This window comes from Pseudomonas pisciculturae (genome assembly GCF_015461805.1).
GTDB classification, from domain to species: domain Bacteria; phylum Pseudomonadota; class Gammaproteobacteria; order Pseudomonadales; family Pseudomonadaceae; genus Aquipseudomonas; species Aquipseudomonas pisciculturae.
This window is the reverse complement of the sequence record NZ_JACVZE010000001.1, coordinates 690,591-717,219: the sequence shown is the minus strand read 5'-3', so window position 1 is coordinate 717,219 and position 26,629 is coordinate 690,591. Positions and strand designations below refer to the sequence as shown.

At 59.3% G+C, this 26,629-nt stretch carries 24 protein-coding genes; 16 read left to right on the top strand and 8 right to left on the bottom strand.

Translation table 11 applies throughout. The features are described 5' to 3' along the window. Positions 1-101 precede the first annotated feature (101 nt). Positions 102-1,448, bottom strand: a complete 1,347-nt coding sequence (locus ICY20_RS03200) for a spinster family MFS transporter (protein ID WP_194936905.1) — start codon at positions 1,446-1,448, stop codon at positions 102-104. Positions 1,449-1,700: 252 nt separating this feature from the next. On the opposite strand from ICY20_RS03200, the gene ICY20_RS03195 reads away from it, so the two are divergent. The 3 genes from ICY20_RS03195 (at position 1,701) to ICY20_RS03185 (ending at position 6,852) form a co-directional block, all read left to right on the top strand. Continuing rightward, entirely contained in the window at positions 1,701-2,066 is a 366-nt protein-coding gene (locus tag ICY20_RS03195) for a YkgJ family cysteine cluster protein (RefSeq protein ID WP_194936904.1), read from the top strand. A gap of 138 nt (positions 2,067-2,204) precedes the next feature. Further along, a complete protein-coding gene (locus ICY20_RS03190) occupies positions 2,205-4,469 on the top strand; it encodes a putative bifunctional diguanylate cyclase/phosphodiesterase (RefSeq protein WP_194936903.1) in 2,265 nt (754 codons plus the stop codon). A 205-nt stretch (positions 4,470-4,674) separates the two neighbouring features. After that, a complete protein-coding gene (locus ICY20_RS03185) occupies positions 4,675-6,852 on the top strand; it encodes a hypothetical protein (RefSeq protein WP_194936902.1) in 2,178 nt (725 codons plus the stop codon). A gap of 36 nt (positions 6,853-6,888) precedes the next feature. Here ICY20_RS03185 and ICY20_RS03180 read toward each other — a convergent pair whose 3' ends face one another. After that, positions 6,889-7,989: a hypothetical protein gene (locus ICY20_RS03180; RefSeq protein WP_194936901.1), complete on the bottom strand. Its 1,101-nt coding sequence runs from the start codon at positions 7,987-7,989 to the stop codon at positions 6,889-6,891. Positions 7,990-8,247: 258 nt separating this feature from the next. After that, a complete protein-coding gene (locus ICY20_RS03175; RefSeq protein WP_159962295.1) occupies positions 8,248-8,550 on the bottom strand; it encodes a DUF2288 domain-containing protein in 303 nt (100 codons plus the stop codon). A 341-nt stretch (positions 8,551-8,891) separates the two neighbouring features. Here ICY20_RS03175 and ICY20_RS03170 point away from each other — a divergent pair, with 341 nt between their 5' ends. The 9 genes from ICY20_RS03170 (at position 8,892) to ICY20_RS03130 (ending at position 16,548) form a co-directional block, all read left to right on the top strand. Next, the gene (locus ICY20_RS03170) at positions 8,892-10,019 is read left to right on the top strand and encodes a branched-chain amino acid ABC transporter substrate-binding protein (RefSeq protein ID WP_159962294.1); all 1,128 of its coding nucleotides are present in this window, start codon (positions 8,892-8,894) and stop codon (positions 10,017-10,019) included. 229 nt (positions 10,020-10,248) lie between these two features. Beyond that, the gene (livH, locus tag ICY20_RS03165; RefSeq protein ID WP_003172375.1) at positions 10,249-11,172 is read left to right on the top strand and encodes a high-affinity branched-chain amino acid ABC transporter permease LivH; all 924 of its coding nucleotides are present in this window, start codon (positions 10,249-10,251) and stop codon (positions 11,170-11,172) included. Next, a complete protein-coding gene (locus ICY20_RS03160; RefSeq protein WP_194936900.1) occupies positions 11,169-12,422 on the top strand; it encodes a high-affinity branched-chain amino acid ABC transporter permease LivM in 1,254 nt (417 codons plus the stop codon). The genes livH and ICY20_RS03160 overlap by 4 nt, the downstream gene beginning before the upstream one ends. Then, a complete protein-coding gene (livG, locus tag ICY20_RS03155) occupies positions 12,419-13,186 on the top strand; it encodes a high-affinity branched-chain amino acid ABC transporter ATP-binding protein LivG (protein ID WP_124525976.1) in 768 nt (255 codons plus the stop codon). Before ICY20_RS03160 ends, livG begins: the two co-directional genes overlap by 4 nt. Before the next feature lies 1 nt (position 13,187). Further along, the gene (locus ICY20_RS03150; protein ID WP_159962292.1) at positions 13,188-13,889 is read left to right on the top strand and encodes an ABC transporter ATP-binding protein; all 702 of its coding nucleotides are present in this window, start codon (positions 13,188-13,190) and stop codon (positions 13,887-13,889) included. A gap of 223 nt (positions 13,890-14,112) precedes the next feature. Further along, positions 14,113-14,409 (top strand): BufA1 family periplasmic bufferin-type metallophore, encoded by a 297-nt coding sequence (locus ICY20_RS03145; RefSeq protein ID WP_159962291.1) that lies wholly within the window; start codon positions 14,113-14,115, stop codon positions 14,407-14,409. A gap of 26 nt (positions 14,410-14,435) precedes the next feature. Next, complete coding sequence (gene bufB / locus ICY20_RS03140) at positions 14,436-15,293, top strand: MNIO family bufferin maturase (protein WP_228758261.1); 858 nt, start codon at positions 14,436-14,438, stop codon at positions 15,291-15,293. Continuing rightward, positions 15,290-16,066 (top strand): HvfC/BufC N-terminal domain-containing protein, encoded by a 777-nt coding sequence (locus tag ICY20_RS03135; protein WP_194936899.1) that lies wholly within the window; start codon positions 15,290-15,292, stop codon positions 16,064-16,066. The genes bufB and ICY20_RS03135 overlap by 4 nt, the downstream gene beginning before the upstream one ends. Then, positions 16,063-16,548, top strand: coding sequence for a DoxX family protein (locus tag ICY20_RS03130; protein ID WP_194936898.1), 486 nt, complete (start codon positions 16,063-16,065; stop codon positions 16,546-16,548). The genes ICY20_RS03135 and ICY20_RS03130 overlap by 4 nt, the downstream gene beginning before the upstream one ends. Here the strand turns inward: ICY20_RS03130 and ICY20_RS03125 are convergent. Next, positions 16,545-17,453, bottom strand: coding sequence for a LysR family transcriptional regulator (locus ICY20_RS03125; protein ID WP_194936897.1), 909 nt, complete (start codon positions 17,451-17,453; stop codon positions 16,545-16,547). The genes ICY20_RS03130 and ICY20_RS03125 overlap by 4 nt on opposite strands. A gap of 103 nt (positions 17,454-17,556) precedes the next feature. Between ICY20_RS03125 and ICY20_RS03120 the strand changes: the two genes are divergently transcribed. The 3 genes from ICY20_RS03120 to ICY20_RS03110 all read left to right on the top strand — a co-directional run bounded on the left by ICY20_RS03120 (position 17,557) and on the right by ICY20_RS03110 (position 20,643). Next, the gene (locus ICY20_RS03120; protein ID WP_159962286.1) at positions 17,557-18,156 is read left to right on the top strand and encodes a short chain dehydrogenase; all 600 of its coding nucleotides are present in this window, start codon (positions 17,557-17,559) and stop codon (positions 18,154-18,156) included. Between the two features lie 95 nt (positions 18,157-18,251). Further along, on the top strand, positions 18,252-18,923 hold the full coding sequence (locus tag ICY20_RS03115) for a COG3650 family protein (RefSeq protein WP_159962285.1): 672 nt from the start codon (positions 18,252-18,254) through the stop codon (positions 18,921-18,923). 106 nt (positions 18,924-19,029) lie between these two features. Then, positions 19,030-20,643, top strand: a complete 1,614-nt coding sequence (locus ICY20_RS03110; protein ID WP_159962284.1) for an NAD(P)/FAD-dependent oxidoreductase — start codon at positions 19,030-19,032, stop codon at positions 20,641-20,643. Between the two features lie 135 nt (positions 20,644-20,778). On the opposite strand, the gene ICY20_RS03105 is transcribed toward ICY20_RS03110, so the two are convergent. Further along, on the bottom strand, positions 20,779-21,873 hold the full coding sequence (locus ICY20_RS03105; protein WP_228758260.1) for a PLP-dependent cysteine synthase family protein: 1,095 nt from the start codon (positions 21,871-21,873) through the stop codon (positions 20,779-20,781). 217 nt (positions 21,874-22,090) lie between these two features. Between ICY20_RS03105 and nhaA the strand changes: the two genes are divergently transcribed. Beyond that, a complete protein-coding gene (gene nhaA, locus ICY20_RS03100) occupies positions 22,091-23,266 on the top strand; it encodes a Na+/H+ antiporter NhaA (protein ID WP_159962282.1) in 1,176 nt (391 codons plus the stop codon). A gap of 725 nt (positions 23,267-23,991) precedes the next feature. On the opposite strand, the gene ICY20_RS03095 is transcribed toward nhaA, so the two are convergent. The 3 genes from ICY20_RS03095 to ICY20_RS03085 form a co-directional block, all read right to left on the bottom strand. After that, entirely contained in the window at positions 23,992-24,456 is a 465-nt protein-coding gene (locus ICY20_RS03095; protein WP_003231137.1) for an outer membrane lipoprotein, read from the bottom strand. 264 nt (positions 24,457-24,720) lie between these two features. Then, positions 24,721-25,368 carry a pyridoxamine 5'-phosphate oxidase gene (gene pdxH / locus ICY20_RS03090; RefSeq protein ID WP_194936896.1) on the bottom strand — a complete coding sequence of 216 codons (648 nt, stop codon included), beginning with the start codon at positions 25,366-25,368 and terminating at the stop codon, positions 24,721-24,723. Positions 25,369-25,395: 27 nt separating this feature from the next. Next, on the bottom strand, positions 25,396-26,529 hold the full coding sequence (locus ICY20_RS03085; RefSeq protein WP_159962280.1) for an OmpA family protein: 1,134 nt from the start codon (positions 26,527-26,529) through the stop codon (positions 25,396-25,398). Positions 26,530-26,629: the final 100 nt, after the last annotated feature.

Here is a 26,629-nt window from a genome sequence, read left to right as displayed (position 1 = left end):
CTCATCGCGGGCAAGCCCGGCTCCCACAGTTGACCGGGTTCCAACGGTGGAATGCAGTCAACTGTGGGAGCTGGCTTGCCTGCGATGAAGTCACCTGGGTCTCAAGCCGTCACCGCCGAAGCCGGCACCTGCATCCCACTCAACCCCTCCTTCATCTTCTTGGCATCGCGCACAAAACACCGCGACGCCTGGAACAGAAACAGCATGGTCAAAAACAGCGCCACCGGGATCAGGTACATGGCGTCATGCAACCCTACCGCTTTATACGCCTCGGTCATCTGCTGCGCGCCAGCCGCATACATCGCCGAGTGGGCAAAGTGATCCGACAGGCCGCCCACCACAATCGGCCCCATGCCGCCGCCCAGCAAGTACAAGCCAGCAAAAAACAGCGCCATCGCCGTGGCGCGCAGGCGCGGTTCGACCACGTCCTGGATAGCCGTGTACACGCAGGTGTAGAAGTTATAGGCAAACAGCCAACCGACACTGAACAGCGCCACAAACACGCCGATCTCGATGCGCCCGGCGTGTAGCGCCCAGGCCGTCGTGACCGTGGAAATAATCAGGCTGAACGCCGCAAACAACAGGCGCCCATTGGGCACACGCTGATGGATCTTGTCGGCAATCCAGCCGCCCAACGTCAGCCCCACCAGGCCGGTCAACCCGACAATCACGCCTGTGGCGACGGCGGCATCCTGCAATGGCATCAGGAAGTAACGCTGCAACATCGGCACCAAAAATGAGTTGCAGGCATAGGTGGCGAAGTTGAAGCACAGGCCTGCCAGCACGAGCCAAAGGAATGTGGGCACCGCCAGGATGCGGCGAATCGGGCGGTCGACGCGCTCCTGGGAGACTCGCACGGTCTCGGCCGCGCCGCGCTTGGGCTCCTTGATGTAGAACATGAACACCGCGAGGATCATCCCCGGCACGGCGGCAATAAAGAACGGCGCACGCCAGCTGTCGAACGCCTTGACCATCCAACCGATGGTGAAAAACGCCAGCAACAGCCCCAACGGCAGCCCCAACATGAAAATCCCCATGGCCCGGGCGCGGCGATGTGCGGGGAACAGGTCGCCAATCAACGAGTTGGCCGCCGGCGCATAGCTGGCTTCGCCAATACCGATGCCCATGCGCACCAGTAAAAAGGTCCAGAAGCTGCCGACCATGCCATTGACCGCCGTCAGCCCGCTCCAGGCAAACAGGCCCCAGCCCATAAGTTTGCTGCGCGAACCGGTGTCGGCCATGCGCCCCAGCGGCAAGCCGGCAATCGCGTAGACGATGGTGAAAGCGGTGCCGATGATGCCGAGCTGGAAGTCGCTCAGGTGCCACTCCATGCGGATCGGTTCGATGATGATCGCCGGAATGGTGCGGTCGAAGAAATTGAACAGGTTGGCCAGGAACAGCAGGAACAGAATGCGCCAGGCATTCGCCGCTTGGGTCGAGTTCTGCATGGGTCCGTCTCTTTTATTGTTATGAGAGCTGCGATGCCCGATGCATCCTGCCCGGTACCTGCAACATAGTCAGGCGAGCGGCGGTTGTCTGTAATGATTCGTAAAGCTGATAGGGCATGATTTCACCCGGTACTACGGGACTTGGCCTACAAAAATATAAGTTCGTGCCCCCCTTCCCAACCGCCATGGCCCGGATAGAATGGCGAGCCTTCCTGTAGTACCCCCCTCACCTTTTTCTTATCGATGACGCCCATGTCCGAAGCCAGTCCGTGTCTGAGTTGCGGTGCCTGCTGTTCATACTTTCGCGTGTCTTTCTTCTGGGGAGAATGCGCCTCATCCGGCGGAACAGTGCCCGATGACCTGGTCGTACAGATCAACCCGACGCGCGTGGCGATGATCGGTACCGACCAGAAGCCCACACGCTGCTGCAGCCTTGAGGGCGAAGTGGGCAAAGGCACGAGCTGTTCAATTTATGAACTACGGTCCAGCCCCTGCCGCGAGTTTGAATCGTCCTGGCACGAGGGCATACACAACGTCGATTGCGATGCCGCCCGCGCAGCCTTCGGCCTGCCGCCCCTGGAAGCACCGTTCGAACTGGAGCTGCCCATCAGCGCTTAGCATCAAACGCTATGAAACGCATGCCAAAATCGTTGAGAGCAAAGTGCCATTACTCGTGGCGAATTCTGTAGGACTTCTATACTCGTCTGCATAGGTCATCGCCGTAGGCAGTGACGTGACGCTATGGCGGGGCATGCTATGGAATGGCTGGGTCTGTATTTTTTCACCGACCTGCCAGAAAGCGGGCACTTATTACTCAATTGCAGTCATAACCCCTTTCTGGTGCTGCTGGCTTACCTGGTCGCTTGTGCGGCGGGGTTTGGCACGCTGGACATGGCCGAACGTGTCGGCCATGTCGAAGACCCCACCGCACAGCGCCACTGGCGCTGGCTGGGGGCTGGCTGCCTCGCGGGGGGGATTTGGTCCACGCACTTCATCAGCATGCTGGCCTTCCAGGCCCCCATTGCCATTCACTACGAACTGCTCACAACCTTCGCCTCGCTGCTGATTGCCCTGGTGGCGTCGTTGTTCGCCATGAAAACCCTCAGTCATACCCACCTGCGCTTTCATCAGTACGTGCTGGCATCCGTGTGGATGGGCATCGGCATCGCCCTGATGCATTACGTCGGCATGTCGGCCATGCGCTCTCAGGCCCAGTCGTACTTTGAGACCGAACTGTTTCTCGCCTCGGTGGCGATTGCCATCGGCGCAAGCCTGGCGGCCCTGCTGTTGTCGAGCTACCTGCGCAACGGTACGGGGGTGTTCCATCAATTGCTCAAATACGCCGCCAGCCTGGTGCTGGGGGCGGGCATCCTGAGCATGCACTTCACCGGCATGGCCGCCATGCGCCTGATCGTGCCCAACGGCGCTGACTTGTCATTGGCGCCAGATAACAACCCGATTCAACTGGGCCTGTCGGTGGCCGTCATTACGTTGCTGGTGATCGGCAGCAGCATCAGCGCCGCCCTGGCGGACAAAAAGCTGCAACACAAGGAACGCGACCTGCGGCGGGTCAATGCCTTGCTCACCGAACTGGACCAGGCCCGCGCCTCCTTGCAACAGGTGGCCCACTACGACGCCCTGACCAGCCTGCTTAACCGCCGGGGTTTCAACCAGATTTTTGCGGAGAAACTCGCTGAGAAAACCACTGCCCACGGCATGATGGCGGTGATCTTCCTCGATATCGACCACTTCAAGCGCATCAATGACAGCCTCGGTCACGATGCCGGCGACCAGTTGCTCACCGTGCTGGCTGGGCATATCAAAGGTTCGGTGCGCAGCCATGAAGATGTCGTCGCGCGCTTTGGCGGCGACGAGTTCTGCATCCTGATCAGCGTCCATCACCGCGATGAAGCCCGGCACTTGGCCCAACGCATCATGCAAAAGATGAAAGAACCCATTGAGTTGGCTGGCCGGCGCATGGTGATGACAACAAGTATTGGGATCAGCCTGTTTCCCGACGATGGCCTGACCAGTGAAGAACTGCTGAAAACCGCCGACCTGGCGCTGTACCAATCCAAGGACACTGGGCGTAACAGCCTGACCTTCTTCAGCTCCAACCTGAAGACCCGCGCGTTTCTCGAGCTGCAACTGGAAGAAGAACTGCGCGGCGCCTTGCGCAGCCGCAACCAACTGGTGCTGTTCTACCAGCCGATCTTCGATATGAAGCTGGGCAAAGTGACCCGCCTGGAAGCGCTGGTGCGCTGGCAGCACCCGCAACACGGGTTACTGGCGCCGGATCGTTTTATTGGCATCGCCGAAAACAATGGCCTGATCGCTGAACTCGACCACTGGGTTCTGCGCCAGGCCTGTCACGATTTAAGCCTGCTGTCAGACCGTGGCTACACCGAACTGACCATGGCAGTGAACTGCTCGGCGTTGAACCTGGCGCGTGATGAGCTGGCGGATGAGATCGAAGACGCCCTGCGGTTCAGCGGCATCGCGGCCAATCGCCTGGAACTGGAAGTCACGGAAAACGCGCTGATGGGCAATATCAGCAGCACCCTGGCGTTGCTGCGGCAAATTCGTGCGCTGGGGGTGTCCCTGGCCATCGACGACTTTGGCACCGGCTACTCCTCCCTCGCCTACCTCAAACGCTTGCCCCTCAACACCCTGAAAATCGACCGCTCGTTTATCCAGGATATCCCCAAGTCCACTGCCGACATCGAGATCGTCCAGGCGATTATTGGCATGGCCCATACCCTGCACCTGGAAGTGGTGACCGAAGGGGTAGAAACCCAGGCCCAGTTCGAGCTGCTGCTCAAGCATGGCTGCGACTTCGTGCAAGGCTACCTGCTAAGCCCGGCGGTGTCGGTCAACGACATCATCGGCGTGATCCAGGGCATCGACATGCGCAACCCGCTTTACCCGTTCAGCACGGCGGGCAGTAAAGATAACAGCGCTCAGAAAGAGCCTTCCCCTCCCCGTTCCGGGCCCACTTCAGTCGTTAGGCCAATTCGCTGACGCCGAATCTTTGGCATTTCGCCATCACCGGCCTAAAGAACGCCGACGAACGGCCGATTCATCAGAGTCTGGCCATGTTTCCCCTGTCAATATCAGGGCTAAACCCCACCGTGCCAGACAAGGACGCACTGTAAAAGTCGCGAACTCTCATCGCGTGATGGCCATCAGATTCGCTTCAGCCATCCGCCCAGGCACATGGCGCACAATGACTTCCAAGAATAACTCTGCCACCGTGGTATCCGACGTGTTGCTCCCAGCTCCTGCGGACAAGCCCCCTGCTTCAAAGTCATTGAGCACCACGCGCCCGCTGGCCACCCAGCAATACCTGTACTTCACCGAAACCAATACCGACCGCATCCTCGACAACCTCGACGGCCTGCGCGACATGGTGTTCCCGCGCCCCGCGCACCTGGACGTCGACGGTGAGCCGCGCAGCGATCAGGAGTTCCCGTCGGTGTGCCTGATCGGCCTGGGCCGCTGCGGTTCAAACATTGCGCTGGACGTGGCGGAGTTGGTGTACAACGCGCGCAAGTTCTACCTGAACGAATTCAGCACCGACGATAAATCATCGGACAAGGGCTACAGCCCGGCCCAATGGATTCGCAACAACCTGCGCCTGGGCAGCGGCAAGGCCAGCAAACCGGTGTTCCTGGTGGAACCGTTGGTGATGCTGGGTGACTTGGACAAAGATATCGCGGGGCGCATCCGCTTCTCGCGCAAGGGCGAAAAAAGCGGCTTCTTGCGCGACTACAGCAAGATGAAAATCATGGACCTGTCGGAAGTCCATGCCGGCGGCGCCGGTAACGCGCCGATCCTCGGCCAGTACTTGGCCAAGATCATCCTCAACAAAGACACCCAGCGTTTCTCCAGCCCAGACTGGAAGATGATCCACTCGTACCTGATCGACTCTTGCGGCATCAAGGCCAACCAGTCGCGCCTGTACTTCTCGATCTTCAGCGCCGGCGGCGGTACCGGTTCGGGCATGGCCTCGGAATTCGGCCTGGCCCAGCAGCACTCGTACATGAACAAGACGTTCGACACCAAACCCGCCGATGAGCACGACAGCAAAAGCGGCCACGCCTTCGTATTCGAGCCGATCTTCACCAGCGGCATCTGCGTGCTGCCGAACATTTCCGACCACCGCAGCGAAATGTCCGAGGCGCTGCACATCAACGCCGGGCGCCTGCTGTGCAAATACCTGTCGGAAGAATGGGATTTCTCGTACAACTTCGACAATGAAGACAGCAGCGAAGCCAGCGTGAAAGGCCGCATCCGGCCTTGGAACGCGATGATGCTGATCTCCAACGACATCATGCGTTACGCCGAAGAAAGCGATGACGGCAATATCCAGAACATTGATGTCAATGCCATGGAGAAACACGCCAACCAGTACATCTCCCAGCAGATCTTCAACATCCTCACTGCCCAGGCGGTGACCACCGACTACGACCAGAACTACTTCCGTCGCGCCGGTATCGACATCGGCGAAACCATTCGCCTGGATGCCAACGACCTGTTTATGAGCCTGGCCGGCCCGGTGGCGATTGCCTATGCCGAATCGGTCGTGCCGGAAACCCCGGCGCCGTCGAGCGACAAGTTCAAGGTGTTCGAGAAAGAGCCGCAGCGCTTGAACATCGACGACCTATTCTTCCGCTCCATCGACCTGCCGCACTTTAACAAAGTCACCCAGGCCATCGAAGGCATCAGCCTGCTGCCGATTGAATCCAAGCGTTACAAGGCGTCGCTGGAGCAATACAAGAACTCCGGGTATGACGCGGCGGCGCTGCATGACCTGCACTTCTTCAAGAACTGCTCGTCGGTGGTGTCCATCGTGTCGCTGCCCAAGGACTACAAGCTGTCCTACATGGACCTGAACCGGCTCAAGACTCACCTCAACAGCCTGTTCCCCAACACCACCCTCAAGCGCTATGCGCTGGTGATCGGCGCGTCGGCCAACCTGTCGCTGACCACCCTGATCGCCAAGAGCCCGTGCCTCTCGGACGACTTCCTCACGCTGATCGTGGCGTTCATCAAGCGCTGCTTTGCACGCAACCCGTACCGTTTCGATGACACGCTGGACAACTCGATCCTGGATTTCATCATCCACGAGGACTTCGACGAAGACCGTATCGACGAGCTGCTCAACGAGTTTGAAAACCCGGCGAAGATCCTCGATACCAACTGGTACGCGATCAAACCGATGTATGAGAAGAAGTACCGCGAGTTGATCAACGACAAAGAGAAGTTTGTGTCGATCAATGACATTCGCCTGTCACGGGATTGCGTGAAGAAGGCGATCAAGTACCTGCGTGAGATCTACCGTCACCGGATCGGCAAGACCAAGGTGATTTCGTTGAACAACCACACCGGTAAGACCGCCTGAGAATGCGCGACGGCGCCGCTTGGCGCCGTCGTCATGTCAGCGCGCCTGCTGTTGGCGCAGGAAGGCGAGAATCTTTTGCTCGTCAGCGCGCTTCGAAGGTCGGGGTAATTGTATCGGCCAGTGGGTAGCACTTGTACCGAAGAACTTCTGCTGCTCCGCTTCATCCCAGCCGCGAATTTCGCGGGATGCCGACTCCCACCAACCCTGGCGGCATACGTCGTAGTAAGGGTGCTCAGGCGCCGCACTGCCGTAGAGCAGGTCGCGACCGACCCTTTTCAGGTGTTTGCGCTGATTGCGCAGTTTCCATTTGATACGAAGCCGCTGCCAAGGGGACGGCAGCGGTTTGACCGTGGGCACGTCCAGGCATCGCGCAACCAGCGCAGGGTCGAAGGCTTCACCGTGCTGGCTGAAAAAATGCGCCTGCATGGCATGGAAGAAACGCTTGTCGGCGTAATAGTGATGAACGAACTTTCGCGCTTCGCGTACCGTGTTGCCGCGCATGGCGAAGGAAATCGCGACTTGCTCGATGGTATGGATCTCGAACGAGCCAGCGGTCCACTCATCAATTAGCCGAATCGAGGTCTCAAGCAGCGGGGTATCACTGCTGCGCACACCGCACAGGCCACTGTTGTAGAGTTTGAAGCTGTTGCTGGAAGAGATGCCATGCAAATGTAGGTGCTCTCCCAACTTGAGGTAGTCCGCACGCTTGCAGACATAACTCCAGTCGTACTCGAACTCGTCCATCACGTACTGGCCGGGCTCGATGAGTTCGAACACCCGATGGGGAGACTTGAGGAAGACCGTGTCGGTATCGACAAACAGGGTTTTATCCGCAAGCGTCAGCCCATGGGCAATTGCACAGGCTTTACGGCGGTGGGTGTAGCCGTTTTCACCCTGCCACTGGGCCAGCGTCTGCTCGTCCAGCTCGACGGTTTCTACCGGCCAGCCAATGTAGTCCTGAGGGCGGTCAGTCATAACCCGGATACACAGCGACTCGCCTTGCTTGAGGTGCGCCAGGGCCGTCAGGACGCTGAACTTCGCCTCGCGCCGGTAAACGTCTTGGCTACCGTAGATAAGGTAGAGCAACTGATGGGGTGTTTTCTCAAGCAGGGGCGCTGACGACATGACTGGCTCCATGGAACATGCGGCGAACTTTACCGGAATCCACCGGATTTTCACCGCTTCCCACAGATTTATCTGATCGACACCGTCTTTTGTTAACACCGCGAAACAATTCTTCGAGCCCTTCGAAGGCACAAAAACTGTTCCCGTGACGTGCACGTCACCCTGGGCTGTGACCTTTCTCTACGGCAAGATGCCATCACCGCCCGAGCGGTTACTCCGCTACACACTTGCGAACGCAAAAAACATGCACCTTTTTCGTGCGGGCTTTTCTTACGACGCCCTTTCCTGGACCAGAATCCACGGCGAGACCACCACCGCCCAAAGGCTCGGATCGCGCGCTACAAGGTCCAATGCCCGCGTCGCAGACACTTCGCCAAGACTCCCTGCGGCCAGCCAGGCAGCGACTTTGTCACGGTTGTCTTCGGCCATTCCCTCTGCGGCTTCGATCAAATCCAGGCCGGCATCGACCCACAATAGGGCACCCTTGGCAAAGAACGGCTCAAGCTCCTTCCAGGATATTTCGGCGGTTTCACCGAGCAGCTTGGCATAGAGGGTGCTAGGTTCTTGCGTCATGGGAATTCACCTGAGTAAAAAATCGGCGCAATCATAACGTCGCAACTCTTGTAGAAAAACCCGGTTGCAAATGAGTCATCGATAGAAAGTGTCCGAAAAGCCAAGGGTTAGCGTACGCATCAAAAAATACCCGCCGCAATTCTGTCTTTTTCTTTCATTTAAGCGACACCTTCGGCGTTTGCCCCCAGCAGCCAGCTTTTCAAGCGATCAACCGGCGCTCTACACTGTACCGGTACAGTTGCCAGGGCACTGCCGGGGGGATATCCGAGATATCTGATCCGGTTCAGCCGCTCACAAGGCCGCTAGAACTATAAAAAATACAACAGTAAGAGTGGAGCACTATGAATAAGGCTACTAAGCAGATTTCCAAACTGTTTGCCGCTATGGTCCTGGCTGGGGTTGCCGGCCATTCGTTCGCAGCCGACACCATCAAGATCGGCATCGCAGGGCCTAAAACCGGCCCGGTGACGCAATACGGTGACATGCAATTCATGGGTGCCAAGCAAGCTATCGCCGACATCAACGCCAAGGGCGGCGTCGACGGTAAACTGCTCGAAGCCAAGGAATACGACGACGCTTGCGATCCAAAACAAGCCGTTGCGGTTGCCAACAAAGTGGTCAACGATGGCGTCAAGTTCGTGATCGGCCACCTCTGCTCCAGCTCCACTCAGCCCGCTTCCGACATCTATGAAGATGAAGGCGTGATCATGATCACCCCAGCTGCCACCAGCCCGGAAATCACCGCCCGTGGCTACAAGCTGATCTTCCGTACCATCGGTCTGGACAGCGCCCAGGGCCCAGCGGCCGGCAATTACATCGCCGACCACGTAAAGCCTAAAGTCGTTGCTGTACTGCACGACAAACAGCAGTACGGTGAAGGCATCGCCACCGCCGTTAAACAGACCCTCGAGAAGAAAGGCACCAAAGTTGCCGTCTTCGAAGGCCTGAACGCCGGCGACAAAGACTTCTCCTCGATCATCCAGAAACTCAAGCAAGCCAACGTCGACTTCGTCTACTACGGCGGCTACCACCCAGAGCTGGGCCTGATCCTGCGCCAAGCCAAGGAAAAAGGCCTGAACGCCAAGTTCATGGGCCCAGAAGGCGTCGGCAACGACTCCATTTCGCAGATCGCCCAAGGCGCTTCCGAAGGCCTGCTGGTAACCCTGCCGAAATCCTTCGACACCGACCCGGCCAACAAAGCCATCGTTGAAGAGTTCACCAAGAACAAGCAGGACCCAACCGGTCCATTCGTATTCCCGGCCTACTCGGCTGTGAAAGTGATTGCCGACGCAATCACCACAGCGAAAAGCGAAGACACCGCCAAAGTGGCTGAAGCCATCCACGCGGGCACCTTCAAGACCCCGACCGGCGATCTGAGCTTTGACGCCAAGGGCGACCTGAAGGACTTCAAATTCGTGGTCTACGAATGGCACTTCGGCAAACCAAAAACCGAAGTTTCCCCTCAGTAAGCCAGGCGTTACTGGTCCAACAAGCCCACTGTGAGAGCAGTGGGCTTTGTTTTACGAGGTTTATGGGCCTGTCACCCGCGATCCGGGCGCTGGCTCACCTGAAAATCTTAAAACCGTCACCAGCGGTTCGCTGGCAAACGCGTTGGGCAAATGTGGTCACAGAACACAGCCCAGTGCCGGAACATGACTCCACCAGTGAAATGCGTATCGGGTTTTTAGGAGCGCTGTAATGCCTGAGATCTATCATTTTTTCCAACAGCTGGTTAATGGCCTGACCATTGGCAGCACCTATGCCTTGATAGCCATTGGCTACACAATGGTTTACGGCATCATTGGAATGATCAACTTCGCCCATGGCGAGGTGTACATGATTGGCTCCTACGTGGCCTTCATCGCCCTTGCCGGGCTGGCCATGATGGGTATCCACTCCCTGCCGCTGTTGATGACCGCCGCGTTTCTTGCGTCGATCGTCGTAACCAGTGCCTATGGCTACAGTATCGAACGCGTTGCGTATCGCCCCTTGCGTGGCAGCAACCGTCTGATCCCGCTGATTTCTGCCATCGGCATGTCGATTTTCCTGCAGAACACCGTATTGCTGTCCCAGGACTCCAAGGACAAATCCATCCCCAACCTGATCCCGGGGAGCTTCTCCTTCGGCCCGGGCGGCGCGGAAGAAGTCCTGATTTCCTACATGCAGATCCTGGTCTTCGTCGTCACCCTGGTGGCCATGCTGGGCCTGACCCTGTTCATCTCCCGCTCACGTCTGGGGCGCGCCTGCCGGGCTTGCGCCGAAGACATCAAGATGGCCAACCTGCTGGGCATCAACACCAACAACATCATTGCCCTGACCTTCGTGATCGGTGCCGCGCTGGCCGCCGTCGCGGCGGTGCTGCTGAGCATGCAGTATGGCGTGATCAACCCCAACGCCGGTTTCCTGGTGGGCCTCAAGGCCTTTACTGCGGCGGTATTGGGCGGCATCGGCAGTATCCCGGGCGCGATGCTCGGTGGCCTGGTGCTGGGTGTGGCCGAAGCATTCGGCGCCGATATCTTCGGCGATCAATACAAGGACGTCGTGGCGTTCGGCCTCTTGGTTCTGGTGCTGTTGTTCCGTCCGACCGGCATTTTGGGCCGTCCGGAGGTTGAGAAAGTATGAGCAGATACCTTAAATCGGCGTTTTTCAGCGCCTTGCTGGTCTGGGCCGTGGCCTTTCCGGTACTCGGCCTCAAGCTGAGCATTGTCGGCATCAACCTGGAAGTGCATGGCACCGGTCCCGTGACCCTGACCATCATTGCCCTGTGTTCGGTGCTGATGTTCCTGCGTGTGCTGTTCACCCAGCAGGTCGGTGCCTTGTTCAAGGCCAATCGAGGCCCGTTGGTATCGCCTAAGGTCAGCCAATTCCTGACCCTGCCACGCACCCAGCGCTACATCATCATCGGCCTGATCGTGGCGGCGTTGATCTGGCCGTTCTTCGGTTCACGCGGCGCAGTCGATATCGCCACCCTGATCCTGATCTACGTGTTGCTGGGCCTGGGCCTGAACATCGTGGTGGGCCTGGCCGGCCTGCTCGACCTGGGTTATGTGGGCTTCTACGCCGTGGGTGCCTACACCTACGCGTTGCTGTCGCACTACCTGGGTTGGAGCTTCTGGATCTGCCTGCCGCTGGCCGGTATGGCGGCGGCGACGTTCGGCTTCCTGCTGGGCTTCCCGGTACTGCGCTTGCGCGGTGACTATTTGGCGATCGTGACCCTGGGCTTCGGTGAAATCATCCGGCTGTTCCTGCGTAACCTCACCGATATCACCGGTGGCCCCAACGGCATCAGCAGCATCCCCAAGCCAACCTTCTTCGGGCTGTCGTTCGACCGCACCGCCGCAGAGGGCATGCAGACGTTCCACGAGTACTTCGGGATTGCCTACAACCCGGTGAGCAAAGTGGTGTTCCTGTACCTGGTGGCACTGTTGCTGGCACTGGCCGCGCTGTTCGTGATCAACCGCCTGCTGCGCATGCCTATCGGCCGTGCATGGGAAGCGCTGCGCGAAGATGAGATCGCCTGCCGCGCCTTGGGCCTGAACCCGACCATCATCAAGCTCTCCGCCTTTACCCTGGGTGCTGCGTTCGCCGGTTTCGCCGGTAGCTTCTTCGCCGCTCGCCAAGGTTTGGTGACGCCTGAATCGTTCACCTTTATCGAGTCGGCGATCATCCTCGCCATCGTGGTATTGGGTGGCATGGGCTCGCAACTGGGCGTGATCCTGGCCGCGATCGTGATGATCCTGCTGCCGGAAATGATGCGTGAGTTCAGCGAATACCGCATGTTGATGTTCGGCGCCATGATGGTGCTGATGATGATCTGGCGCCCTCAAGGTTTGCTGCCGATGCAACGTCCACACATGGAGTTGCGCAAATGAGCCGCGAAATCCTGAAAGTCGAAAACTTGAGCATGCGCTTCGGCGGTTTGCTCGCGGTCAACGGCGTGGCCCTGACCGTGAAAGAGAAACAAGTGGTTGCACTGATCGGCCCCAACGGCGCCGGCAAAACCACAGTGTTCAACTGCCTCACCGGTTTCTACAAACCGAGTGGTGGCAGCATCCTGCTGGACGGCCAGCCGATCCAGGGCCTGGCCGGTCACGAGATCGCCCGCAAAGGCGTGGTGCGCACCTTCCAGAACGTACGGTTGTTCAAGGACATGACGGCAGTCGAGAACCTGCTGATTGCCCAGCACCGTCATCTGAACACCAACTTCCTGGCGGGCCTGTTCAAGACCCCGGCGTTCCGCAAGAGCGAGCGCGAGGCCATGGAGTTCGCGGCGTACTGGCTCGACAAGGTCAACCTCACCGAGTTCGCCAACCGCCCTGCTGGCACCCTGGCTTACGGTCAACAGCGTCGCCTGGAAATCGCCCGCTGCATGATGACCCGCCCGCGGATCCTCATGCTCGATGAACCGGCCGCGGGCCTGAACCCCAAGGAAACCGAAGACCTCAAGGCGCTCATCGGCGTGCTGCGTGAGGAACACAACGTCACGGTGCTGTTGATCGAACACGACATGAAACTGGTCATGAGCATTTCCGACCACATCGTGGTGATCAACCAGGGCACGCCACTGGCCGACGGAACGCCGGAGCAGATCCGCGATAATCCTGAAGTGATCAAAGCCTATTTGGGGGAAGCGTAAAATGCTGCAATTCGAAAACGTTTCCACTTTCTACGGCAAGATCCAGGCCCTGCACAGCGTCAACGTGGAGATCCGCCAGGGTGAAATCGTCACGCTGATCGGTGCCAACGGCGCCGGCAAGTCGACCTTGCTGATGACCCTGTGTGGTTCGCCCCAGGCCTATAGCGGCAGCATCCGCTACATGGGTGAGGAGCTGGTGGGCCAGCAGTCTTCGCAGATCATGCGCAAAAGCATTGCGGTGGTACCCGAAGGCCGTCGCGTGTTCTCGCGCCTGACCGTGGAAGAGAACCTCGCGATGGGCGGGTTCTTCACCGACAAGGGCGACTTCCAGGAGCAGATGGACAAGGTGCTGCACCTCTTCCCTCGGCTCAAGGAGCGCTTCAGCCAGCGCGGTGGCACCATGTCCGGCGGCGAGCAGCAAATGCTCGCCATCGGCCGGGCGCTGATGAGCAAGCCCAAGTTGTTGCTCTTGGACGAGCCATCCCTGGGCCTGGCGCCGATCATCATCCAGCAGATCTTCGACATCATCGAACAGCTGCGCAAGGACGGTGTAACGGTGTTCCTGGTGGAGCAAAACGCCAACCAGGCGCTGAAAATCGCCGACCGCGCCTATGTACTGGAAAACGGCCGGGTGGTGATGCAAGGGACTGGCGAGCAGTTGCTGACCGATCCGAAGGTGCGTGAGGCGTACCTCGGGGGCTAAGCAAGCGTTGCTTAATGTGGGAGGGGGCTTGCCCCCGATAGCGGTGGATCAGTCACAGATAATGAGACTGACACACTGCCATCGGGGGCAAGCCCCCTCCCACATTTGTTTTGCGGTGTTTGAAGTTTTTTATGACTGCCTTGTAATGGATTCACCTCTGCTACCTCTAGTGGTACAAGCAGGCATTCAAGCCCGCCTATTCACCCACTGCTGGAGACACACCATGACCACCAAACTGTCCGCCGCCGCCCTCGTTATGGCCCTGGGTTCTGCCCTGAGCCTGTCCGCCCTCACCACCACCGCCCACGCTGGCGACGATATGCAAAAGTGCTTCGGCGTCGCTGAAGCCGGCAAGAACGATTGCGCCGCAGGCGCCGGTACCTCATGCGCTGGCACCTCAAAAACCAAAGACCAGGCCAACGCATGGAAACTGGTCCCCGCCGGTACCTGCACCCAAACCCCAAGCTCTACCTCGCCGACCGGTTTCGGCCAGGAAGCAGCCTTCACCGCCAAGTCCTGACACCTCGCAAAGCCTGAGCACTGATGATGAAACCTTCATCCTTACAGGCGCCCGGCCTCCCACGCCGGGCCGGGTTGGGCCTCAAGCCCGAGCATTTCAGCGTAGTGCTCGAGACCTCACCCGACATCGGTTTTTTTGAAGTGCATGCCGAAAACTACATGGTGGCTGGCGGCCCTTTTCATCATTACCTGGGATTGATCCGCGAAAGGTACGCGCTGTCATTGCACGGCGTGGGCCTGTCCATCGGGGGGGAAGGTCCGCTGGACCTTGAACACCTGGCGCGATTGGCGTCACTGATTGATCGCTATCAACCTCAGTCCTTTTCCGAACACCTGGCCTGGTCCAGCCACGGGCCGGTGTTTCTCAATGACTTGCTGCCCCTGGCCTACGACTGCATCACCCTGCAACGGGTGTGCGAACACGTTGACCAGCTGCAGAGCACCCTCAAGCGGCCGATGCTGCTGGAAAATCCTTCAACCTACCTGCAATTCCAGCGCTCGACCCTGGACGAAACCGACTTCATCAGCGAGATCATTCGTCGTACCGGCTGCGGCCTGCTGCTGGATGTGAACAACGTCTACGTGTCGTGCATTAACCACCAACGCGATCCGCTGGCTTACATCGACGCCCTGCCGTTGCACGCGGTGGGTGAGATTCATCTGGCCGGGTTTGCCGAAGACACTGACAGCCTGGGTGACCGTCTGCTGATCGATGACCACGGTGCGCCCATCGACAACGCCGTGTGGCAGCTCTACGAACAGGTACTGGCGCGCATCGGTCCTATGCCGACACTGATCGAACGTGACAACCAGGTGCCAGCGTTCAACGTACTACTGACAGAAGCCCAGCAGGCCGACTGGCAGTTGTCGCAGGTGAACCCATGAGCCTTCATGACGACTTCGCCGTCGCCTTGTTGGCGCCCGAACTGACCTGCCCCGACGGCCTGTTCAGCAGCAACGGTGCCGACCCCGCCAGCCGTTTCGCGGTGTATCGCAACAACGTGCACAGCTCGTTGATCAACGCATTGATCACGGCCTACCCCGTGACCCTGCAACTGGTAGGCGATGCGTTTTTCCGGGCCATGGCTGCCCTCTACGTTCAGGCACACCCGCCCGCCAGCCCGTTGATCAGCGAATATGGCAGCACCTTTGCCGAGTTCATCCAAGACTTTGAGCCCGCCGCCAGCGTGCCCTATCTGGCAGATATCGCACGGCTGGAGCGCTTGCGGGTCCACGCCTATCACGCGGCGGACTGCCAGCCGCTGGCCCCGCAGGCCGTACTCCAGGCCCTGCAAGACCAAACGAACCTGGGTCGGTTACGCCTGCAACTGACCCCCTCGCTGGGCACGCTGGCCTCCCCCTATGCCGTGGTTGCCGTATGGGCCGCCCATCAGGTCGAAGGCGGCCTGGCCACCCTCAACCCTTGGCACGCCCAAGGTGCACTGGTGTTGCGCCAGAACCTGGCGGTCAAGGTGTTCGCCATTGACAGCGGCTCAGTGGCCTTTATCAATTGCCTGGCCCACGGCACACCACTGGAACAGGCCGTGGAGCTCGCCCTGGCCGCCGCGCCCGAATTCGACCTGCACCAATGCCTCACGCTGCTGATAAACCACAGCGCTATCACTCATCTGCACACTGAACACAAGGTATCGCCATGAATACTTCCCCACCGTGCCTGGTTAAACGAGCCATCGAGCTTTTCGAGAAAATCCCCTACAGCCTGATCGCTTTTATCGCACGCTTTTCGATTGCCGCCGTGTTCTGGAAATCCGGGCAGACCAAGGTCGAAGGTTTTGCCGTAGACCTGATCGGCGGGGCTTTCCAACTCGGAGAACCGCGCCTCGCGGCTTCGACGCTGCCGCTGTTTCGCAGCGAGTACCACGTGCCGTTGCTGTCGCCCGAAGTGGCGGCGCATATGGCAGCGTTCGCTGAGCATTTTTTTCCAATGCTGATCCTGGTAGGGCTCGCCACGCGTTTCTCGGCCCTGGCGCTGATCGGCATGACCTTGGTGATTCAACTGTTCGTTTACCCGGACGCCTACCCGACCCACGGCACTTGGATTGCCGTACTGCTTCTGATGGTGGCCAAGGGGCCAGGTCGCCTGTCCATCGACCACATGGTCGCCCGCCGCTATCGTTAAAACCTGTCGAGCGCCTCGCCACTGCGCTTGAACCAATCCACCAGGTAATCGGCCAGCACTTGGGTTCGACGCGGCAAGCCGCCCTGGTAAGGGTGAACCAGGTACATTGGCATGCTTCGCGTCTGATAATCGCGCAGAAGCAAGCGCAATCGACCGTCAGCCAATTCCGCCGGTAGCAAGTAGGATGGCAGTCGGGCGATACCGGCGCCCACCAGCGCAGCCTTTTTCAACAGGTTGTAGTGATTAGAGGCAAAGGTGCCGCTGACCCTCACCCGCAGCAGCTCATGCTGCTGGTGGTACAACCACTCTTCGCGACCGCTGTAGTGGCTGTTTAGCAAACAGGTATGACCCGCCAGGTCGGCCGGGGTCTGCGGCTCGCCGTGTTGCTCAAGGTAAGCCGGGCTGGCGCAGGTCATTTCGTGCCAGGCCAGCAACGGCTTGGCCACCAGGCGTTCGTTCTCAATCGCGCCAGAGCGAACCCCCAGGTCAAAGCCATCCCGCGCCAGGTCCCGGTAGCTGTTGTTCAGCTCCAGTTCGATCTGCACCTGCGGGTATTGCTTGGAAAACTCCAGCAACAAGCCATCAAAGAATGTTTCCCCCAGTGACACCGGAACGGTCATACGCACCGGCCCGGCCAAATCGTCCTTGAGCCGCGCCAACGCCTGACGCGCGCGGTCTACCTGCACCACCAGCGCCTGAGCCTGGGGCAACAACGCTGCACCGGCGGCGGTGAGACTGAGTTTGCGCGTGGTGCGGTGCAGCAACACCACACAAAACTGTGCTTCCAGCTGGCTGATGCGCTTGGACAACTGGCCTTTACTGCAACCCAGTTGTTCGGCGGCCAGCGTAAAACTGCCCGCTTCAATCAACACCGCAAAGGCGGCCAAGTCATCCATCTCGCTCATGGATTGTTTCCAATTGAAAACCAAAGGTTGCCTATTAGCACGTTTATCCACGCAAAAAGCCACTCTAGACTGAACCCTCACTTACCCCCCGAGGTACAGCATCATGAAAATCCTATTGATTGGCGCCAGCGGCACCGTTGGCTCAAAGGTCAAGGCAGAACTGGCTCAGCGCCATGACGTGATCAGCATCGGCCGCAACAGCGGTGACTTTCAGGTGGATATCAGCGACAGCGCCTCGATCCGCAAGCTCTTCGAGCAAACCGGTAAGTTCGACGCACTGGTCTGCGCAGCAGGCAGCGTAAACTTCGTGGCACTGGGCGAGATGAGCGAAAGCGACTTTGAACTGGGCCTGCGAGACAAGCTGATGGGCCAGGTCAACCTGCTGCTGATCGGCCAGGCGTACGCCAACGACGGCGCCTCGTTTACCTTCACCAGCGGCATTCTCAACCGCGATCCGATCCGTACTGGCGCGTCGGCTGCGCTGGTCAACGGCGCGATCGACGCCTTTGTCAAAGCCGCCGCTATCGAATTACCCCGGGGCCTGCGCGTCAACTCGGTGAGCGCAAACGTGCTGGTGGAAGCCATGGGCAGCTATGCACCGTATTTCCGTGGGTACAAGCCCGTACCGGGTGCCGATGTGGCACTGGCGTACGCCAAAAGCGTGGAAGGCCTACAAACCGGGCAGACTTTTATCGTTGGATGAATCCAACATCTGTACGAATTGCCTGAAGCTGATCGGCGGGGTTGTGATGCTCCGCCAGCCTGCGTAACGTGGCGGCACTTGTCTGGAGACCCCCTATGCGCGCCGCCCGTAACCTTGCCCTGTTTGCCCTGCTGCCTCTGTTCGCCGCCTGCCAGATGTTTGAGAACGAGCCGGCAAAACCGTCCGTCGCCGGGCTGACCCGTATGCAGGGTGAGCTCACAGCGGTCGGTGGCAAGTTGTTGTTCCAGCCGTGCAATGACCCGCGCAACTACGTCGTCAACGACGGCAACGGCACTAACGTGTTGCAAGAAGCCGCCTCCCTGGCCGGCGAGCAAGGGGCATTGTTCGCCGACCTGCGTGGCAAGTTCTCCGGCGTCGCCAGCGGCACGCAGGGCAGCGTTGACCTGCAACAGCTCTATCGTATCGAGCGCTCCACCTCGGCCTGCAACGACCCGGACTTCAAGCGCATGATCCTGCGCGCCAACGGCCACAAGCCGGCCTGGGCGATGAACGTCACCGCCAAGGGCATGGTGCTGGAACGCGAAGGCCAGCCACCGCTGGCAGTACCCTATGTAGAAGAACAAATCGGTGACGGGCGCTTCAACCTGATGACCGAAGCCAACAACCAGCACGTTGAGCTGTGGGTTGCCCCGCAACGTTGCGTGGACAGTGCCAGCGGCAGCCTTCAACACATGACCGCCGAGTTGCGGGTCAATGGCCAGGTACAACGCGGTTGCGCGTCATTCGGCGGCTCGCGCGACGATTGATTGCGCCCTGCGCTGTTTTAACATGACGAGAAACCGCTATTGGGGCTTATAATCGCCGGTTTGCAAAACAGCCGGCCTCTTTCTCCGCCGCCTACCGGACCCTGTCATGTTACGAATCACCGAACTCAAGCTGCCCATCGACCATCCCGAAGAAGACCTGCGGCCTGCCATCGTGCAGCGCCTGGGCATCGCCAGTGATGACCTGCTCGATTTCACCCTGTTCAAACGCAGCTATGACGCGCGCAAGAAATCGTCAGAGCTGTGCTTCATCTACACCATCGACTTGAACGTTAAGGGCGAAGCCGCCCTGCTGAACAAGTTCGCCGATGACCGCAACGTCAATACGGCGCCGGATGTCAGCTACAAAGTCGTGGGCCAGGCGCCGCAAGGCCTGACAGAACGCCCCATCGTGGTGGGTTTTGGCCCCTGCGGCATCTTCGCCGGGCTGTTGCTGGCGCAGATGGGCTTCAAGCCGATCATTCTTGAACGCGGCAAGGAAGTGCGCCAGCGCACCAAGGACACCTGGGGCCTGTGGCGCAAAAGCGTGCTCAACCCAGAGTCCAACGTGCAGTTCGGTGAAGGCGGCGCCGGGACTTTTTCCGATGGCAAGCTGTACAGCCAGATCAAGGATCCGAAATTCCACGGCCGCAAAGTCCTGCATGAGTTTGTGAAAGCCGGCGCGCCAGAAGAAATCCTCTACGTCAGCAAACCGCACATCGGTACCTTCCGCCTGACCGGCGTGGTGGAAAACATGCGCGAGCAGATTATCGCCCTGGGCGGTGAGGTGCGTTTCGAACAGCGCGTGACCGATGTGCTGATCGAAGATGGCCAGCTCAACGGCGTGGTCGTCGACGGCGGCGAGCAGATTCTCTCCAGGCACGTGATCCTGGCCCTGGGCCATAGCGCCCGCGACACTTTCCGCATGCTCCACGGCCGTGGCGTATACATGGAGGCCAAGCCGTTCTCGGTGGGTTTCCGTATTGAGCACCCGCAATCGCTGATCGACGCTGCGCGCCTGGGCAAATACGCCGGGCACCCTAAACTCGGCGCCGCCGACTATAAGCTGGTGCACCACGCCAAGAACGGTCGGTCGGTGTACAGCTTCTGCATGTGCCCAGGTGGCACCGTGGTGGCGGCCACTTCCGAGCCTGGCCGTGTCGTCACCAATGGCATGAGCCAGTACTCGCGTAACGAGCGCAATGCCAACTCCGGCATCGTGGTCGGTATCACGCCTGAGGTGGACTACCCAGGCAGCCCCCTGGCCGGTATCGAACTGCAGGAGCGTCTGGAGTCTCACGCCTACGTCCTCGGTGGCAGCAACTATGAAGCCCCGGCGCAGTTGGTGGGTGACTTCATCGCTGGCAAACCGTCCACGGCTATCGGCAGTGTGGAGCCGTCCTACAAGCCCGGCGTATCCCTGGGTGACTTGGCCCTGGCTCTGCCAGACTTCGCCATCGAGGCGATCCGTGAAGCGCTGCCGGCGTTCGAGAAGCAGATCAAAGGCTACTCGCTACACGATGCAGTGTTGACCGGGATCGAGACGCGCACCTCGTCGCCGTTGCGCATTACCCGCAATGAGTCGATGCAGAGCCTGAACGTCAAAGGCCTGTTCCCCGCCGGTGAAGGCGCTGGGTATGCCGGTGGGATTCTGTCGGCAGGTGTGGACGGCATTCGTATTGCCGAGGCGTTGGCGCGGGATATGTTGGGCATTGAGGCCTGATTAGCATCAGCCAGTCACCGCAAATCAAATGTGGGAGCTGGCTTGCCTGCGATGGCGGCGACTCAGTCGATATATTCACTGACTGACACCCCGCTATCGCAGGCAAGCCAGCTCCCACATTAGTTCTTTGGGGTGTCAGATATTGACCCGCTGGATACTATCGGGCAGTGGCTCGCCCTGCTCCACGCTCGCCGCAACGGCCGCGATCAATCCATCCAACTCAAAGCCTTGCGCTTTGAGCCAAGCCTGATCGTAATAGGTCGTCGCATACCGCTCTCCCCCATCACACAAAATCGCCACGATTGAGCCCGACTCACCCGCCTCCTTCATCTGCTGCGCCGCCATGAGCGCGCCAATCAGGTTAGTCCCGCTGGACCCCCCGACCCGCCGCCCCAACCGCTCAGCCAGGTAATGCATGGCCGCCAGCGACAGTGCATCCGGCACCTTGACCATCGCGTCAATCACCTTGGGCAAGAACGATGCCTCGACCCGAGGCCGGCCAATGCCCTCGATGCGTGAACCGCAGTCCAGGCGCAAGCTGACATCACCGCTTTGGTAATAGTCGAAAAACACCGAACGCTCGGCGTCAGCACACAGTACGCGGGTGCAATGCTGGCGATAGCGTACGTAGCGGCCCAAGGTCGCAGTGGTGCCTCCGGTGCCGGGGCTGGAGATCAGCCAGCTAGGCTCCGGATGCTGCTCAAAGCGCATCTGTTGGAAGATCGACTCAGCAATGTTGTTATTCGCCCGCCAGTCGGTGGCACGTTCGGCATAGGTGAACTGGTCCATAAAATGACCGCCACTTTCCTGCGCCAAGCGTTCGGACTCTGCGTAGATCTGCGTCGGATCCTGCACCAAGTGGCTCTTGCCGCCATAGAAGGCAATCTGCGCGATTTTCTCCTGCGAGGTCGTGGCCGGCATTACCGCAATAAACGCTAGCCCGAGCAGACGTGCAAAGTAGGCTTCGGAAATGGCTGTGGAACCGCTGGAGGCTTCGATCACCGGTGCACCCGGCTTGAGCCAGCCATTGCACAGCGCATACAAAAACAGCGAGCGGGCCAGCCGATGCTTTAGGCTGCCAGTCGGGTGGCTGGACTCGTCCTTGAAGTACAGCTCGATACCCGGCAAACCTGGCAACGGCAAAGGGATCAGGTGCGTGTCGGCGCTGCGCTGGAAGTCCGCTTCAATGATGCGAATGGCTTCGCGGGCCCAGGGACGGTGGTCGCTCATGATGGGAATCTCTAAGGGTTTTCAGCACCAATCTTAGGAGGTTTCCTACACTGCACACAGGTACAGTGATGACTCAATTGGACACACAATTACACGCTGCGAAAACGACGTCGGCGTGGCCTCCCGCTTATAACAAATAAGAATATAACTTTTGTTTTAACAACTAACCGTACGGGTTAGGGTACCCACCTATTGAACCTTGATTGGAGAGCATCCCTTGCCTCTGCGTAGCACTTTCACCCGTTTCTTCCAGCTCGAAGCCGCCAGCGGCCTGTTATTGATTGCGGCTGCCGCCTTGGCGCTGATCATCAACAACTCACCGCTGTCGCACCTGTACAACGCTTTTCTCGAAGTGCCGGTGGTAGCACAGATAGGCGCGCTGAAAATCGCCAAACCGGCCTTGCTGTGGATCAACGATGGCCTGATGGCCCTGTTCTTCCTGCTGATCGGTCTGGAGGTTAAACGCGAACTGCTCGACGGCCACCTCTCCAAGCCATCGCAAGTGGTGTTGCCTGGCGCAGCGGCCATCGGCGGCATGGTCGTGCCGGCGTTGATCTATTGGGCGATCAACAAGGACTACCCGGCTGCGCTTTCCGGCTGGGCGATCCCCATGGCCACTGATATCGCCTTTGCACTGGGTGTGCTGGCGTTGCTCGGCAAGCGCGTGCCGGTGTCGCTGAAGCTGTTCCTGATGACCCTGGCGATCATCGACGACCTCGGCGCAATCATCGTTATTGCAGTGTTCTATTCCGCCGACCTGTCCGGTGCGGCCTTGGCAGGCGCGGGTGCCTGCTTGATTGCCTTGATTGCAATGAATCGCCTGGGTGTCATCAAGCTCGGGCCGTACTTGATCATCGGCCTGATTCTGTGGGTGTGCGTGCTCAAGAGTGGCGTGCACGCGACCCTCGCCGGCGTGACATTGGCGTTCTGTATTCCGATGCGTACCAAGAACGCCGAGCCTTCGCCGTTGATGACACTGGAGCATGCCCTGCACCCGTGGGTGGCCTACGGCATCCTGCCGTTGTTCGCGTTTGCCAACGCCGGTGTGTCCTTGGCCGGGGTCAGCCTGGAAAGCTTCACCCACCACGTGCCGATGGGCATCGCTGCGGGCCTGCTGATTGGCAAGACCGTCGGCGTGTTCGGGCTCACCTGGCTTGCCATCAAGACCGGCATCGCCGCCCTGCCCTCCGGAGCCAATTGGGGCCAGGTATTCGGCGTGGCGATCCTGTGCGGTATCGGCTTTACCATGAGCCTGTTTGTCGGTTCCCTGGCCTTTGTGCCGGGCGCCAGTGAGTTTGCTGGTGAGGACCGGATGGGGATTCTGACCGGGTCGATACTGGCGGCGTGTATTGGTTACGCGGTGACGGCGATGGCGAGTCGGAAGAAGGCCTGAAGTACCCGCCCTTGAAACCAAAAAGCCCCCTCGGTCTGAACCAAGGGGGCTTCACTTATCAGACCTTACAGCTCATCAAAGCTGTCCCGCAGGAATACCCATACGTGATAAAGACGTAGGGCATTCACTACGAGGTTCCACGTACGTCGTGCAAACTTAGACATACTCGGCCCTCCGTGAGTTGGGCCATACCTCCAGCGCACTTACCGGAACACGTGGGCCTTCGGAAGCTGTCACCGCGTCCTTTGAGGTGGCTGGGTTGATGGGCCTCCCGCATGAATCCGGCACGGATTACTAGCCCGTGGCGGTCGGTCCAAAACTTGGGCAATGGCCCAGCCAATCTACAAAGTATCGAACGTGGAACGGTGTGGATACAAACTGAGCCACCGGGTCGAAGGTGTGACCGAGCGTGGTCAAATCCGTGGATGGCTCAAGATTTTTATGACAATTTTTTGCGATAAACGGAAATAAATAAACTGCACTAATGATCGTCACCACTTATCGCTATACCTTGCGCGCCCTGCCAATCGACAGTAGTATTTCTTCCATGTCATCGCGTCCTGTGAGTATGCAAACCCAGCTTAAAACTGGGTAAGCAATAAAAACCGCCCTACTAAGGCGGTTTTTTATTGCCTGAGTCTTTTGCGACCGGGCGATCCCAGCACTTAAAACAAAAAACCCCAACCAGTCACCCGGTTGGGGTTTTTTGTTTCTACAGCCTGCGCTTAACGAGTAACGCGGCTAGTACCATCAACCGTCATGATGCGTACGCGGTCACCAATGCGGAAGATTTCATTTTCCTGCACGGCCTGTACATAGGCACGCGTGCTGCCGTCGTCTTCACGAACGGTGATTTCCACGCCTTGGGTGCGGGTCAGGCCTTCTTCGGTGGCCGAGCCCAGCAGGCCGCCGGCTACTGCACCGATCACTGCGGTAACGATGCTGCCACGGCCGCCGCCGATGGCGCTGCCGCCAACGCCGCCGATGACTGCACCGGCAGCGCCGCCGATTGGGGTCTTGGTGCCTTCGATTTTCACCGGGCGCAGGGATTCGATGGTACCCATGCGCACGGTCTGCACACGACGCGCTTCGTCACGGGAGTACGAGTCGCCGGTCAGACTCGAGGCGCAGCCACCCAGCAGCAACGACAGGGTGGTAAAGCAGGCAACCAGTAATACGGACTTACGCATAGCATCAACTCCAAAGGACAGGTGGTCATTAAACGCTGCAGCTTGGCGCCTGTCACGGCAAGCACTGCAAAAAACTGCTTTCATTCAGCCTGAGTACAGACTGCCAGTACCCGAAAACTCGATCAACGGTATCTCAGCTTTTGTGTCCAGAGATATCGGCAATGTCATTGCATTGTAGTCACACAGCAGCACGCAGCCGAAGCCTCTTGAATAGAGACGTCGGCGCGATGTGCAACATTCAGGTTATACGACGAAAGGTGCAGCTCAGGGCGCCAGGCGCTCGCGGGTCCACTCGGCCCCTTGCAGGCGGTAGTTCAGACGATCATGTAGGCGACTGGCACGGCCCTGCCAGAACTCGATGCGCTCGGGCAACAAACGGTAGCCGCCCCAATGCTCGGGGCAATCAGGCTGGGTATCGCTGAAACGCTGCTCGGTGGCCTTGAGCAGCGCTTGCAGTTCTTCACGATCACGAATGACCTTGCTCTGCGGCGATGCCCAAGCCCCCAGGCGGCTGCCCAGCGGGCGCACCTGGTAATAAGCGTCCGACTCCTCAGGCGTGACCTTGACCACCCGACCTTCGATGCGCACCTGGCGCTCCAAGGTCGGCCAGAAGAAAGTCATGGCTGCGAACGGGCGCGCTGCAAGCTGTTCGCCCTTGGCACTCTGATAGTTGGTGAAGAAGGTAAAGCCCTGCGCATCCAGGCCCTTGAGCAGCAGGATGCGGCAGTGGGGGCGACCGTCCTGGTCAACGGTGGCCAGCGTCATGGCATTGGCCTCCACCGGCGGCTGTTCGGTTTTCACCGCATCGCCAAACCACTGGTGGAACAACGCAAACGGTTCGCTCGGGGCCTGCGCCTCGCTCAAACCATCCCGTGTGTAGTCACGGCGCATATCGGCCAGTGCCTGGGTCATGCGGCTTTATCCTTCTAGGTCAACAGATCAGTTTTTCGCCTGGTCGTTAGCCGGTGCAGCTGCCTTGGCTTTGGCCGGCGCCGCTTTCTTGGCAGCAGGCTTGGCCGGGGCCTTTTTGGCGGCCGGCTTGGCAGCGGCTTTCTTGGCGACGGCAGCCTTTTTGGCTGGGGCTTTGGCAGCAGCAGGTGCCGGAGCAGGAACGTTCTGCACGGCCACCATTTCAGCTACAGGCGGTGTCTTGCCCGAGTTGTACTTGCTCAGCAGGGCCAACATAGTTGTACGCTGAGTGAACATGATTTCCATGCGACGGTTCAGCGCACGGCCTTGGGTGCTGTCGTTGGCGGCACGCGGCATCAGGTCACCCATACCGCGCAGCATCAGGCGATCTTGCTTGAGGCCGCTCAGGCTGAAGATCGAAGCGATGGACTGCGCACGCTCTTTGCTCAACGCCTGGCTGGCCGGCGCGGTGCCGGTGGCATCGACGTGGCCCAGTACCAGCACGGCAGTTTTTGGATCGGCTTCAACCGCCTTCGCAACACGGGTGAACGGCCCCAAGGTGACCGGCAGCAACATCGCCGGGCGTTTCGGGTTGTAGGAGCCGTCCACCGGCGCGATCACGACCAATACGTTGTCACGGCGCTCCAGTTGCAGGTTGCTGTCCTTGATGGCAGCACGCAGGCGCGGCTCGTAGTCGTCCAGCCAGGCCTGGGTGATTTTCGGGTCAGGCATTGGCACGTTGGTCACGTCGACCTTGGACAGTGGTTTTGGCTTGCTTTCGAAAGGCCACCACCAATGCGTCTCGCTGTCGGACTTGGCGACGGCTGGGGCGGCGGCAGGTGCTGGGGTAGCGGCCTTGAGGTCAGCTTTCAAATCAGCCTTGGCGTCGGCAGTTTTGTCGTCTGCACTCTTGGACGAGAACGGCCACCAGCTGGAGCCGGTATCCGTCTTGGCAGCAGGCGCGGGCGCAGCAGCAACAGCAGGTGCAGCGGGCTTGGCGCCAGCGACCGGCTTGGCATCGGTGGGGGTCACTGCGTCCTTGGTAGCGGCCTTGTCAGAGCCGAATGACCACCAGTGCCCGCCATCGGCATCATTTTGTGGAGTTTGTGCGCAGCCAGTAATGGTGAGGCAAAGCGCCAGTGCCAAGGACTTGTTCGATAACATGATATATCCACAAAATGAGAAAGACCGGAGGGTCTGGATGACCCGTTAAACAGACGCCTGAGGAAGAATAAAGTTACAACTTTTCCTACGGCGCCTTCTT